The organism is Nostoc mirabile CHAB5784 (genome assembly GCF_020829645.1).
Taxonomy (GTDB): domain Bacteria; phylum Cyanobacteriota; class Cyanobacteriia; order Cyanobacteriales; family Nostocaceae; genus Nostoc; species Nostoc mirabile.
The window spans coordinates 13011-27441 of record NZ_JAIVFS010000031.1 but is presented as its reverse complement, the minus strand read 5'-3'; the positions used below and the strand labels follow the sequence as shown (position 1 = coordinate 27441).

The 14431-nt window shown below is 47.6% G+C and carries 8 protein-coding genes and 1 pseudogene; 7 read left to right on the top strand and 2 right to left on the bottom strand.

What is annotated here, in order from left to right; translation table 11 throughout:
- The first annotated feature begins 114 nt into the window (after nucleotides 1–114).
- The 6 genes and pseudogenes from LC653_RS20170 to LC653_RS20145 all read left to right on the top strand — a co-directional run bounded on the left by LC653_RS20170 (nucleotide 115) and on the right by LC653_RS20145 (nucleotide 11549).
- On the top strand, nucleotides 115–1065 hold the full coding sequence (locus LC653_RS20170) for a D-2-hydroxyacid dehydrogenase (RefSeq protein WP_229496513.1): 951 nt from the start codon (nucleotides 115–117) through the stop codon (nucleotides 1063–1065).
- A 261-nt stretch (nucleotides 1066–1326) separates the two neighbouring features.
- A complete protein-coding gene (locus LC653_RS20165) occupies nucleotides 1327–1647 on the top strand; it encodes a four helix bundle protein (protein ID WP_372478198.1) in 321 nt (106 codons plus the stop codon).
- 726 nt (nucleotides 1648–2373) lie between these two features.
- A complete protein-coding gene (locus LC653_RS20160; RefSeq protein WP_229496512.1) occupies nucleotides 2374–5268 on the top strand; it encodes a glycerol-3-phosphate acyltransferase in 2895 nt (964 codons plus the stop codon).
- Nucleotides 5265–5610: pseudogene (locus LC653_RS20155) on the top strand (cupin domain-containing protein). Before LC653_RS20160 ends, LC653_RS20155 begins: the two are co-directional and overlap by 4 nt.
- A gap of 762 nt (nucleotides 5611–6372) precedes the next feature.
- The gene (locus tag LC653_RS20150) at nucleotides 6373–6663 is read left to right on the top strand and encodes a helix-turn-helix domain-containing protein (protein WP_229496511.1); all 291 of its coding nucleotides are present in this window, start codon (nucleotides 6373–6375) and stop codon (nucleotides 6661–6663) included.
- Nucleotides 6660–11549 carry a PAS domain S-box protein gene (locus tag LC653_RS20145; protein ID WP_229496510.1) on the top strand — a complete coding sequence of 1630 codons (4890 nt, stop codon included), beginning with the start codon at nucleotides 6660–6662 and terminating at the stop codon, nucleotides 11547–11549. Before LC653_RS20150 ends, LC653_RS20145 begins: the two co-directional genes overlap by 4 nt.
- Before the next feature lie 84 nt (nucleotides 11550–11633).
- Here the strand turns inward: LC653_RS20145 and LC653_RS20140 are convergent, their stop codons facing one another.
- The gene (locus LC653_RS20140; RefSeq protein ID WP_229496509.1) at nucleotides 11634–11990 is read right to left on the bottom strand and encodes a hypothetical protein; all 357 of its coding nucleotides are present in this window, start codon (nucleotides 11988–11990) and stop codon (nucleotides 11634–11636) included.
- 320 nt (nucleotides 11991–12310) lie between these two features.
- Between LC653_RS20140 and LC653_RS20135 the strand changes: the two genes are divergently transcribed.
- Nucleotides 12311–12520, top strand: coding sequence for a hypothetical protein (locus LC653_RS20135; RefSeq protein WP_229496507.1), 210 nt, complete (start codon nucleotides 12311–12313; stop codon nucleotides 12518–12520).
- A gap of 61 nt (nucleotides 12521–12581) precedes the next feature.
- Here LC653_RS20135 and cobJ read toward each other — a convergent pair whose 3' ends face one another.
- On the bottom strand, nucleotides 12582–14306 hold the full coding sequence (gene cobJ / locus LC653_RS20130) for a precorrin-3B C(17)-methyltransferase (protein WP_229496505.1): 1725 nt from the start codon (nucleotides 14304–14306) through the stop codon (nucleotides 12582–12584).
- Nucleotides 14307–14431 lie beyond the last annotated feature (125 nt).

Sequence of the window (14431 nt, the reverse complement as noted above, 5' to 3'; positions counted from 1 at the left end):
TAATTCATAATTAACAGGTGCTGCGGCTTAGGTTGCACAATCCAAAATCCAAGTTGCGCTGGAAGCGCACCTTTGGTGCGATCCAAAATCCAAAATGAAATGAGGGAGTAGCAAATGGTGAAACTAATTTTACCCGATCATCTCATTGCTGATATTGAGCCACACCTACCATCTGATATAGATGTTGTGGAGGTGGATAGTGAAGGTAATCTTGATGGTGATGCTAGTGATGCAGAAATTTATGTTAACGGATTTTACCTAAAGACTTCTACCCTTAACAAAGTACTGACAGCAGCACCCGCGCTGCGTTGGCAACAGTCACCGAGTGCTGGGGTGAATCACATCCTCACACCAACTTTTTTGCAAAAGGATATTATCCTCACTAATGGCGCAGGAGTTCATGCGATTCCAATTTCGGAATTTGTACTAGCATTCATGCTCCATCACGCCAAGAATCTGCGGAAATTGCAAACTTTGCAGGATGAACACACTTGGGTAAGAGGAGTATTTCTCGAAGAGTTGGCAGACGCGACTTTATTAATTCTCGGCACTGGTAATATTGGTCAAGCGATCGCATCTCGTGCCAAAGCCTTTGGAGTCACAGTTTGGGGTAGTCGCCGCCATCCCGAACCCCTACCAAATTTTGACAAGATTGTGGATGCCAATCAGTGGCGATCGCTCCTGCCAGCAGCAGACTATGTAGTTATTGCTACACCATTAACTCCAGACACTAAAGGCTTGATCGATGAAGCTGCATTGCGCTCTATGCGTCAGTCTGCTTACTTAATTAACATTGCTCGTGGTGCGATCGTAGATGAAGCCGCATTACTCACCGCACTACGTGAGGGATGGATTGCCGGTGCTGGATTAGATACAGTAGCTACAGAACCTCTGCCGCCGGAAAGTCCCTTGTGGTCGTTGCCAAACGCCTTTATCACACCCCATTGTTCAGCCCTTTCGCCACGCCTCAGAGAGCGAATAGCACAACTATTTATTGACAATCTCAAACGCTATCAAACTGGTCAGCCCTTGCGGAATGTGGTAGACAAGCAAGCAGGATACTAAAATATAGGCAGAGGGGCAGGGGGCAGGGAGCAGGGGGAATGGAAAAAGAACCAATTAAAAGTCATGAAGACTTGGAAGTATACAAAATGGCATTTAATTAAGAGGCAGGGGGCAGGGGGAAAGGTACAAACCTCGCCCGACGTTAAGCGAAAGCACCCCTGCTCCAAATCTGCCGAGGGTTGAAGCCCCACCCCTTGTGGGTGGTTTTTCTCCCCAGCTAAGAGCTCCCTGCTCCCTGCTCCCCTGCTTTTTCACACAGCCATGAAAATATTTGAAACATCCAAGAAGTTTCCTGTAGAAGAGAGATATTCGTTAACTGACCAAATTCGTAGATCGTCACGTTCTGTATGTGCAAATCTGGCGGAAGCATGGAGAAAACGTCGATATGAAGCTGCTTTTGTAGCTAAGTTAAATGATTCGGATTCAGTTGCAGCAGAGACTCAGACTTGGTTGAAATTTGCTGTCAAGTGCAGTTATTTAGATGTTGATACAGGTCGAGAACTTTATGGAAATTATAACCGAGTATTAGGCATTCTAGTAACCATAATCAACAATCCATCCCCTTGGCTCATAAAACGCTAATTATCCCCCTGCCCCCTGCCCCCTGCCCCCTGCCCCCTGCCTCCCACTCCCCACGTTTGTATAAATAAGACTAATCCCTCTAAAGAAGTAAGCAATTTTGGTGATGGAAAAGTTGCCAAGCTGAAACAAAATAATATTAGGAATTTAACGTCATCCTCAAAGAGAAGGACTACAATCAAAACGGACAAATGTTTCATGCTCCAACAAGAGAGGATTACAAAGCTATGTCCGACTTAAATCGCGGAATTATGAAATTTGAGGGTGCAGATTCCCCAAAAGTAGTCACTATCTCTACCGTGTTGCTTCTGGGATCGATCGCTGCTCTCATAATCTGGGCGCTGCAAGCTGCCTATGCGCTAAACTAAAACCATTAGTAGCTTAGAAGGACACTGGCAAAAACGGTTGCCGTCGTAGCCAAGTGTCCATTCAGCAACTAGTAATTGAATAAGAATCTAGAATCCAGAATCCAGAATCCAGAATGCTTTTCCTTTAGGGATTCAAACCAACACCTAATTGTAGACCTCTAAATCTATAATTTGGAGCGCTGGAAACCCCTGTGTTCATCCCCTACTGATACTCCAATCCATTCTGAATTCTGACGACTGGCGTCTGAATTCTTTTTGATAAAAACGCCCTAATTACTACTATCAAAAATTTTAGAAAAACTTTAGATTTTAGATTTAAGGTTTTAGATGGAAAATTTAAATCTAAAGTCCAAAATTCAGAATGTTTGAACCTTGGGGTGTCTTAGTTATTTTAATTGTCTGCCCCCTCTTGGGCGGATTACCCCTGATTGCATGGATTACTTACGCGCTAACGCGCAAGCAATTATCACAAGTTGGTACAAAAAACATTAGTGTATCAGCTGCCTTTTATCACGGCGGTAACTTTGTCGGAATTCTGGCAGTCTTGTCAGAAGCTTTGAAAGGAGTTGCAGCAGTCTTACTCACCCGCGTTTTCTTCCCGGAGGGATCGTCTTGGGAATTGATCGCCCTGATTGCTCTGGTAATAGGTAGATACTGGATAGGCAGGGGGGCAGGTACAACAAATGTCGTCTGGGGATTTGTCGTACATGATCCACTGGTGGCAATATTTGTATCGTTCTTTGCAGGAATTAGCTTTACAATTCTGCAATCAAGAAAGGTAGTCAAATTTGGGGTTTTGCTTCTCTTTCCTCTGTTTGTGATCATTCTCCACATTAGCGATTTCCCCAGAATGCTTGCTGCTATCGCCTTAGCTGGTTTAATGGGCTGGATTTATACTAAAATTCCTGATGATATGAATCTGCCAGCCCAAGAGGCACAAACAGAATCTCTTGCGATGTTGGAATTTTTACGCGGTGATCGCGCTATGGTTTCTCTAGAGGAAGAGTTGGATGCTGCTATTGTCGGAGAAAAGGCGGCTACGTTATCTCAAATTAAGCGCTGGGGTTATCCAGTCCCTAAGGGATGGGTACTCGCCCCAATTGATGATCCCGAACTGTTGACAGAATTTCTCCAGCCATCAGAGTTATCTCCCTTGGTGGTACGTTCTTCTGCCATTGGAGAAGACTCAGAACACTCTTCTGCTGCTGGGCAGTATGAAACAGTTTTAAATGTTACCACCTCAGAGGCATTACAAGAAGCGATCGCTCAAGTTCAAGCTTCCTACAATCATCCATCTGCCGTCCAATATCGGCGCGATCGCGGCTTAAATGATACAGCAATGGCTGTGTTGATTCAACAACAAGTCCAAAGTGTATATTCTGGTGTAGCTTTCAGCCGCGATCCCATTACTGGGCAAGGTGATGCAATCATCATTGAAGCCCTTCCAGGCAGCCCGACGCAAGTCGTTTCGGGAAAAGTCACACCAGAACAATATCGCGCTTTTGTCATTGAAACAGAAAGTTCTTCCTCTGTGCAATTAGAGGGTCAAGGACGAATCCCCCAAGCATTAATTAAGCAAGTTGCATACTTAGCCTATCGACTAGAAAAACGTTATCATGGCACTCCTCAAGATATCGAATGGAGTTACGACGGTCAAACACTTTGGGTGTTGCAATCTCGACCGATCACCACTCTACTACCAATCTGGACACGCAAAATCGCCGCCGAAGTGATTCCCGGAGTAATTCACCCCTTAACATGGTCGATTAATCGTCCCTTAACTTGTGGAGTTTGGGGAGAATTTTTTACTCTAGTTTTGGGCAATCGCGCTTTAGGGTTAGATTTCACTGAAACAGCAACTCTGCATTATTCTAGAGCCTACTTTAATGCATCCCTCTTAGGAGATATTTTTATCCGCATGGGATTGCCGCCGGAAAGTTTGGAATTTTTAACTAGAGGAGCTAAATTAAGTAAACCGTCCTTGCAGTCAACCTGGGAGAATTTACCAGGACTAGGAAAGTTGCTGAGGCGGGAATTAAGTTTAGAAAAAGACTTCAAGGAAGATTATCACAAACGGTTCATTCCTGGTTTGTCGCAGTTGGCACAAGAAGATATAGATAACTTGGAACCAGCCAAGCTGCTAATCAGAATCGACTTTATTTTAGAGTTGCTACGTCATGGGACATATTACAGTATTTTAGCTCCCTTAAGTGCTGCTGTGCGGCAAGCGATTTTTCGGGTGAAGGATGGGCAAATTGATAATAGCGTTACTCCAGAGGTAGCGGCATTGCGATCGCTGAGTGCAATAGCAACAGATGCCAAACAAGTATTGCTTGAGTTTGAGCCACAGCGAGTATTTGAGCAATTAAAGCAAACCCCAGAGGGAGAAAAGATCCTGCGAGAATTTGACGAATTACTTCAGGATTACGGCTATTTAAGTGAAGTGGGAACTGATATTTCCGTTCCGACTTGGCGGGAAAATCCCCAGATGATTAAGCAGATGTTTGTGCAGTTAATGCAGGGTAACGAACCACAATCAGGCGCAAAAGACGCAATTAATAGCATCTTTGCTGGTAAGCGCAAACGTGGATTTGTGCAACGGCGTGTGGATATCAAGGGACGAGTTACCGAAGTTTATTCACGGCTTTTGGCTGAATTGCGTTGGAGTTTTGTAGCTTTAGAGAAGATTTGGTTAAAGTCCGGCTTACTCCAGAAAACAGGAGATATCTTTTTTCTAGAGTTTGATGAAGTGCGGCGTTTAATTGTGGATGACGATTCTAGGTTAATTGAGGAGTTAGATGAGTTAGTGGAATCGAGGCGATCGCAATTCGTCCAAGATAGCGAGATCATTCAAGTACCCCTTTTAGTGTACGGCAATACACCCCCTCACCCCTTAGCTCCCTCTGAACTTTACTCCGATCAAATCTTACAAGGGATTGGGGCCAGTCAGGGACAAGCTGAAGGCAGGGTGAAGGTGTTACGAAATTTACAAGACGTGCCAGACATTGATCGAGATACGATTCTGGTAGTACCTTACACAGATTCCGGCTGGGCACCTTTGTTATTAAGGGCTGGAGGATTGATTGCCGAAGTTGGTGGACGGCTTTCTCACGGTGCGATCGTTGCTCGTGAGTATGGGATTCCCGCAGTTATGGATGTTCAAGGCGCTACATGGCTACTGCAAGATGGTCAACGGGTAAGAATTGATGGCTCTACGGGTATTGTGGAATTATCTAACGATTTAAGACCCCAATGATTACCACTTCTCTCAAAGACCTACCAGAAGAATCTGTTTCTCACAATGCCGAAATCAAGAAAAAGGTGATGCTACGCTTCGGCGATTTGCCTCACCTAACTAACTTTTCTCAAGCCCGTTTTGCTCCCGGACAAACCGCACCAGCACACGCGCATCAAGATATGTGCGAAGTCTTCTTTGTGGAAGCTGGTTCGGGAGTAATTCACATTGATGGTACAGAATACCCCTGCTCCTCTTAACTGCGTGGCGATAGAACCGGGAGAAGTACATGAAGTTGTCAATAGTGGCTCAACTGAGCTTGTTTTGACGTACTTTGGTTTGCGAGTCGAGAAATCAGCGTAATTAATTTGAATACAAGATACTAGGACTAGCCCTTTCAAGGTGGGTAAAAATTTTGGTCAGAAAATTTCTCTTTAATCTCTTTACTCTGTGTTCTCTGCGACTCTGTGGTTAAATAAATTACTTTTAAACCGCAGAGGCACAGAGAACACAGAGAGAAAAAAACAGATTTTAGGAGTCACCTTGAAAGGGCTAGATACTAGGACTTACGCACTGTACAAATGCATCGTGATGTGAATTAACGATGCATAGGTTCTTTCAGGCTTTTCTTAATTAACGTGCGATCAGAAATAGACCGTGCTGTAGGGGCACAGCAATGCTCATAGGTGTCAACTTAACGTAAAAGCTATGTCCCGCAAGGAACTGAACTTCCTTGGCTTTTAGCGGAAGTCTTCTGTTGATGACTAAATATAGCCAAAAATCTTTAGTCTACTTCAGTAGACTTTAGCTATCAGCCTTGAACTTTAGTTCGAGGCGGGTGAGGAAGCTTTCAGTTAAGCTACTTTTAGCTTAAGTTGACACCAATGAGCAATGCTGTGCCCTTACGAAAGATGTGGTTTTTAAACTTATCCATATTTGGCATTTCTTGTCAATGCGTAAGTCCTAAATTGGTGAAATTTTGAATAATAATGTAGATTTGATTGAGCATTGCTAACCGAATTGCAAAAAGACAGTCTACGTCTTGAGATAGATTGTCTATTTGCCAAAACTAACCAAAATTTATAGAATTTATAGAAATAAAGGACTTTATAAAGTTTGAGTCGTATGCCTTTCCATCAGGATTACCTTGGTGTTGAACAACCAGCCGTGGGTCAATTGATTCGGGAACTCCGGCAAACCCTGAAGCTGACACAGGAGAAGTTTGCGACTCAACTCGGTGTGACGTTTCCAACGATCAATCGCTGGGAAAACGGACATGCGACTCCTTCTCCTTTGGCACTTAAGCAAATTGACACTCTGCTTAACCAATTGTCTGAGTCACCCAATGCCGCCTTACAAAAACACAGTCAGACAATTCGAGAAAAATACTTTCCGACAAAGGATCTCAAAGCATGAAGGCAGGGGAACACAAGGCTTGGGCTGAAAACCTCTTTGTTGGTGGCGGCGAGATAGGTGCATTGTTGAGATCGCACAATTGGTCGCAAACGCCGCTAGGGGCTGTCGAAACCTGGTCGGACAGCCTAAAAACGGCTGTGCAGATCCTGTTGACAGAACTCGATCAAGCCCAGCAGCCAGAAAAAACGCAGCTAGAATCTGATCTGTCGCCCGTTAGCACATCAACAGATGCCTTGCGTCATGCCCAAGCCCATGCGTTTCGAGTCAAGCTCACCAATGCGCTACGCCCCCTGACTGACGCTAATGAGATTCAGGCGATCGCTGCCCTCATTCTGGGTGAGTCTCTAGACGCAAGCCGCGTTATTTACATTGAAGTGTTACCGGGCGGCAAGGAAGTCATCGTTCATAAAAACTACACTAACGGTGTTGCCGAACTGAGCGGACTGTACCATCTGGAAGACTTCGGACGCAACCTGACAGATGACCATCGAGCGGGGCAAACGGCGATCGTTCCCGATGTGGCAAACTACCCCAAATACACAGCCAGCCATTCGGCAATGTATCAAACGATTGATATTGCCGCGCATATTGATGTGCCCCTGATCAAGAACGATCAATTTGTCGCGTTGCTAGCGGTGCATCAGGCAAACCCTCGTCCGTGGACGGAAGACGAGGTGAAACGAGTCGAGGAAACAGCAGAGCAGACGTGGGCAGCCGTCGAGCGTGCCCGTGCTGAAGCAGCATTACGCGAGAGCCGCACCGAACTCGAACGGCAACTGCGGAAGTTCGACGCGCTTGTCGCTGCAATTCCCGATTTTATTTACACCTTTGATTTAGCGGGACGGTTCACCTATGTCAGCCCGGCGTTGCTCAATCTTTGGCAGAAAACTTCGGATGAAGCTTTGGGAAAGAATTTTTTTGATCTGGATTATCCAACCGATTTAGCAACCCGACTTCAGCAACAGATTCAACAAGTGATCGCCACGCGCCAGCCGCTCAAGGATGAAACGCCCTACACTAGCGCAATCGGCACGCGTGCCTATGAATACATTTTCGTGCCACTTTTGGGCATAAACGGCGCAGTAGATGCAGTTGCAGGTGTGACGCGAGACATCACCGATGTCTCCGACGAGCTTCGCTTACGCAAGCGGGTAGAGCAAGCTTTGCACCAAAGCGAGAAGCAGGCTCGAAATATTCTGGAGAGCATCGCTGAAGCCTTCTTTGCACTGGATGAGAACTGGCAGTTTACCTATATGAATCCATCTGCCGAAACACTACTAGATCGTACTCCAGGCGATTTAGTTGGCAAGAATTTGTGGTCAGAGTATCCAGGACTGATTGGCAATGAGTTGGCGCAGGTCTACTGGAGCGCCATGCGCGATCGCGTGGCTGCGTCAATGACCGCGTTTTACCCGGATCACGATCGCTGGTACGAAGTTCGCAGCTACCCCGCCCCAAACGGCATCACCGTTTATTTCAAGAATGTTACCGAGCAGATTCAAACTGCCGCAACCCTGCGTCAATCCGAGGAACGCTACCGGACGCTGTTTGAGTCGATCGACGAAGGCTTCTGCATTATTGAAGTGCTATTTGACGAAAATGATCCGCCGAGTGCCTCCGGCAGTACGCTTCGCGCCAGCGACTACCGCTTCTTAGAGATCAATCCCACCTTTGAGGAACAAACGGGACTTCAACAAGCAGTCGGGAAAACGGTGCGTCAGTTAGTTCCAGATATAGAAGACCATTGGATTCAGATTTACGGTCAAGTTGCTCTAACGGGTGAACCTGCTCGCTTTGAAAATGGCTCTCTTGCAATGAACCGATGGTTCGATGTGTATGCCTGTCGCATGGGTGAGCCGGAGGGGCGAAAAGTTGCCATTGTCTTCAAAGATATTAGCGAACAGCAAGCTGCGCTACGCGAACGCAAACTCTCAGAAGAATTTTCGCGGCGAACCGCCGAATTTAATGCGTTCCGCGTCTCTCTCACCGACGCGCTCCGCCCCCTTGCCGACCCAGTGGAGATTCAAGCTACCGCCAGCCGTGTGCTGGGCAAATATCTCGGCGCGAACCGCGTAGCTTACTTCGAGGTTCGCGGCGCTGATTATGTCATTGAGCGTGATTATGTTAACAAAGCCGCAGCACTCGCTGGCAACTACCCGATTGATTCCTTCGGCCCGAAACTGGTCGCAGCGTTCCGTAATGGTCGCACCGTGTCCTCGTCTGATGTGGAAGCCGATCCCAACCTGTCCCCAGATCAGCGAGCAGCCTATGCCGCGATCCAGATCGGTGCTTACATCGGTATACCCTTGGTCAAGAGGGGCGAGTTCGTAGCGGGGCTGGCAGTTCACACATCCGAACCGCGAGCTTGGACGCCGGACGAGGTGTCCTTGGCGGAAGAAGTAGCCGAGCGCACTTGGGCGGCAGTCGAACGCGTCCGCGCCGAAGCAGCCTTGCGCGAATCGGAGGAGAAATACCGCACGCTGTTCGATTCGATTGACGAAGGTTTTTGTCTGGTCGAAGTTTTATTCGACGATGCCAAAAAGGCAGTTGACTACCGCTTTCTTGAAACCAATCCGGCGTTCTTGAACATCACCGCGCTCGAAAACGCAATTGGCAAAACCGGCCGCGAGTTGGTGCCGGACATTGAGCCGCACTGGGCGGAAACTTTCGGTAAAGTCGTCAAAACAAGACAGCCCGAACGGTGGGTCAACAGATCCGAAGCGATGGGGTTCTGGTTCGATTTGTATGCTTTCCCGGTGGACGAGCCGGAAGAGCATAAAGTCGCCATTATTTTCAGCAACATCACGGAGCGCAAACAAGCCGAACGACAAGTGGAGTTTTTGACCGAGTTAAGCCGAAGACTCGGCACGGTGACGGATGCAGTGGAAATCAACCGCATCGTCACGCGCGAAGTCGGAACGTTTTTGAACGGGCATCGCTGCTATTATCTCGATGTCACGCCGGACGGCAGCCAGGTAACGGTTCTACCCGATTGGCGGCTCGACGGATCAGATCTTGCCGGAACTTATGACCTTTCCCTTTTCGGCGCGAAGGAATGGTGGGAAACAGCGGCACGTTTACCGTTCGGGATTGACGACGTGAACGTGCATCCGTGGACAAAGGATTTCGCCGACAATTACACGCTCATCAATATGCAATCCTACGTCATCGCACCGTTTGTCCGTGAAGGGCGTTGGGTGGCTTCGATCGGAGTCAGTTCCAACAAGCCGCGCCATTGGACGGCGAATGAGATGTTGTTGCTGGAAAACGTTGCAGCGCGTGTCGCTCCGCTGATCGAACGCGCCCGCACCGAAGCAGCCTTGCGCGACAGTGAAAACCGCTTCCGCATGGCGATCGAAGCTGCCCAATTAGGCACCTGGGACTGGAATCTGATCACCAACCAATTGATTTGGGATGAGGGTTGCAAAGCCATGTTTGGCTTACCACCAGAAGCTCTTTGCAGCATTGAGGTCTTTTTTGCCGGACTGCACCCCGACGATCGCGACCGCCTAGAACAGGTGCTGCAATGGACTTTGAATCCAGCCAGCAGCGGCAAATATGACGCAGAATATCGCACGATCGGGATTCAGGATGGGGTTGAACGGTGGATTGCGGCCAGAGGACAGGTTTACTTTGATGCTGCCGACAATCCACGACGCTTTCTCGGCACTGTACTCAATATCACTGAGCAAAAACGCATTGAGGCAGAACGAGAACAACTCCTTGCCCGTGAGCAAGCCGCAAGAGAGGCAGCCGATCGCGCCAACCGGATCAAAGATGAGTTTTTGGCGGTGCTGTCTCATGAATTGCGATCGCCTCTCAACCCGATCTTGGGCTGGACGCACTTACTACAAAACGGCAAACTGAGCGAAGCCCAAAGAGCCGAAGCCTTGAAAATTATCGAGCGCAATGCCAATCTACAGACGCAACTAATCGAAGACTTGCTCGACATCTCCCGCATCATGCAGGGCAAACTAAGTTTAACAGTGGCTCCGGTCAGTTTGAACTTTGTGATTTGTGCCGCCCTTGAAACGGTGCATTTGGCAGCAGAAGCAAAAAATATTGCGATCGCTCTCGATCTTGACTCTGAGATCGCTCCGATTTCTGGCGATGCAGCCCGCTTGCAACAAGTGATGTGGAATTTGCTTACTAATGCGGTTAAGTTTACACCCAACGGTAGACAAGTGACCGTTGAACTGCGGCAACTCGACGCGCTAGCTCAGATTCGGGTAATCGATACTGGCAAGGGCATCAATCCACAGTTTTTGCCCCATGTATTTGAATATTTTCGGCAAGAAGACGGCTCAACGACACGCAAATTTGGCGGGTTGGGATTGGGGCTAGCGATCGTGCGGCAAATTGTAGAAATGCACGGGGGTACGGTTACAGCAGAAAGTCAGGGTGAGAATCAAGGCGCAACCTTCATCATCCAATTGCCTGTGATGCAGCAGGCAACATCGATCGCATCCGAGCTAATCTACACCCAGACAAAAGCAGAAGTGCCTTTAGACGGCGTTCAAATTTTGCTGGTGGATGATGAACCAGATACCCGCGAGTTTCAGGCATTTGTGCTGTCACAAAGCGGTGCAAATGTGACAGCCGTCGCTTCTGGCTTAGAAGCTTTGCAAGCTCTAGAGCAGTTCACTCCTGACGTGCTAGTGAGTGACATAGGTATGCCTGAGATGGACGGCTATATGCTGATGCAGCAGATTCGATCTCGCCCACCGAATCAAGGAGGAAGCATTCGGGCGATCGCACTGACTGCTTATGCCGCAGAAATTGACCAACAAAGAGCACTTCAGGTAGGATTTCAAACTCACATTACAAAACCTGTAGAGCCAGAGGAGTTAGTGAGGGCGATTGCAAACTTGCTAGAGGGCAACTAACTTTCCGCAGAGTAAGAAGAAAACAGAACAATGAAAAACGCCATTGAGCAAGGCATTAAGGGTCATCAATAAATTTGTAAAATCCTAATATACCAAGGGTGTGGCGCCGCGCATCTGACGTAAAGAATTTATACAAGCAGGACAATCGCAGCCAAATAAGTTAATTGCCACATTGCTTTCTTCGTCATTGAACTCCAGCATGGGAGCATCTTCTTGAGAAAACTCTATTTCACGCTGATAGTTAGGAATTTGAGCCAATACGGAAGCCCTTGCACATACTAAACCCACTTTATGTTTATTGCGTATACAAGATAGACGGTCTGTGGTTTTGGCTGCTGGTTCTGGCTCCATAGCTTGTGCGTGATTGAGCATTACTCCTATAGAGAGAATAGAGCTAATCAGCACAGGAGAAGAAAGCAAACTCAGTAGGAATTTGTTCATTAGTTTTTTTAGAAAACAATTGCGATCGCTCAGATTATCCGATTAAATCTTACAGTGCAAGTAAACGTCTATCAGGAATATATAGCGGTTCCCACTTAGATCCTATACAACATTATATCGCAAGGTGTAGGGGCACGGCATGCCGTGCCCCTAGGGGTGTACCTCACGTAAACGAGAACCGCTATAACAACTTGTATCAATTGTTCTGCCTCTTGGCCAATCCCATATAAAGCAAGTCTGTTTCTAATAACGTCAAAGCGGAAGTTGCTACAGACTGCGCGAAACACGGAAACGTCAAAGCAGAAGTTATTACAGGGAAGATGGAAGTTGCTACAGACTGCGCGAAACACGGAAACGTCAAAGCAGAAGTTATTACAGGGAAGACGGAAGTTGCTACAGACTGCGCGAAACACGGAAACGTCAAAGCAGAAGTTATTACAGGGAAGACGGAAGTTGCTACAGACTGCACGAAACACGGAAACGTCAAAGCAGAAGTTGCTAAAGGGAAGACAAAACAGAGAAATTTATAGCTAAAAATCCTGTCTCATGTCGCGTTTTGGAGAAAAATGCTGGTCATATTACTAATTATGCCTACTGTTCGGTATATCGACGCGGCGTATAAACCCAGATATTACCATCGCTGCGCTTGATAGTTCGGGTTTTTGTGGAACCAACGAGAATAATTGTCCGCATATCAGCGCTTGCTGGTGCTAACTGGTCAAGTGCGATCGCTTTTACCGTCTGTCCTGGCCTACCGAGATTCCGGGCCAACACTACTGGGGTATCCGGTGTTCTATGTCGCAGCAAAATATTTCTCGCTTCTGCCAGTTGCCAGGTACGCTCTTTGGAAACAGGATTGTAGAAAGCAATTACGAAATCAGCCTCAGCAGCAGCAGCAATTCGTTGTTTGATCGCAGACCAAGGTTTCAAGATGTCAGACAGGGAAATAGCACAGAAGTCATGTCCAAGGGGCGCACCAATGGCTGCTGCTGCTGCCTGCATAGCTGAGATGCCTGGTGCTACATGAATGTCAATAGTGTTCCATTCGGGTTTAGCATAGCGATCGCATACTTCAAAAACTGCTGTTGCCATTGCATAGATACCAGGGTCACCAGATGAAACTACAGCTACATATCGCCCAGATGCGGCCAAATCAAGGGCCATTTTTGCCCGTGCTTCTTCTTCGCGGTTGTCAGACTCATGCCGTTGCTTGCCATCAGCCAGAGAACCAACTAAATCTAAATAAGTTTTATAACCCACTAAATCAGTTGCCGACTTAAGTATCTCCTTGACTTCTGGAGACATCCATTGCGATCCACCAGGGCCTGTGCCAATAATCGCTAACCGTCCGCGTGGTTGACCGATGGTATTGGGGTCAATTGGTTGGGGGGCAATGGCGATCGCTATGTGGGGAGATGAGGAAGTTATGGGGGATGTGCCTGTGGCGGCGATCGCAGCTGCTTGGGCGGGGCTATAACCTTGTGATAACAGACTTTCTAGCTGATTTGGGGTAAAAAAGCGGGCAGGCACTCCCAAGGCGCTAGCTACGGCGTGGATTGCGGGATCGGCGGCGGCGGTGATGGGTGCAAATATCCCGGCGACTGATGCTTTTTCTATTGCAGCATCAGCTAGTAGCTGCTGTACAAAAGTGACTGCATCATCAATGATGCCACTAATTGCGATCGCGATCGTTGCTGGGTGGTAGACAAGGCAGTTGGCTGTAGGAGTCACCAAACGTTCCGTAACTTGAATGGTCAAATCTCCCTGTGGATCTATGGGCAGTTTGCGATCGCTTAACCAAGGCGCTATTCCTTCTAACTTAACTTGTGCCCCGGCTAGCAAATCTGAGATAAATTTCTTCCCATCCTGTGGGTTTGCTAAATGGTATCCGGGGGGAGGAGATAACAGGGTTGTGCCCAAACGTAAATCGCCTGTGGTCGTAATTGCAGGCTTGACATCAAGGGCTTCGGCAATGCGACGGGCCAAATCGTTTACCCCACCAAGTCCGCCCAAGAGGGGGACAACAGCACTACCATCTTCAGCTACAGCTAGCACTGGTGGTTCCTGTTGTTTATCTGAGAGTATGGGAGCTAGCGTCCTAATTAAAATGCCGGCGGCACAAATACCAATTAGCGGCGTTCCTTGGGCAAATAACTCGCGCAATGTCTCGCCAAAATTAGTAAAGCTGACATCAACTCCCGATGTGCGACCCGCTAGACCGTATAGTGTTGCCCCTGGTAGGACAGTGATTATTTTGCGTGCTACTGTCACGCTATTTTGACCTAGTACTACAATGGCGGGTGCAACGTTCATCATAAGTAGATATCTTGCAAAATCTGATATCCTTCAAATGAAACCACAAATTTAGACACACAGCTACTTCCCGTTTACGAGTTTGAGGGATTTCAGAGTGCGATGTCTACGACGGACTATGCATGTCC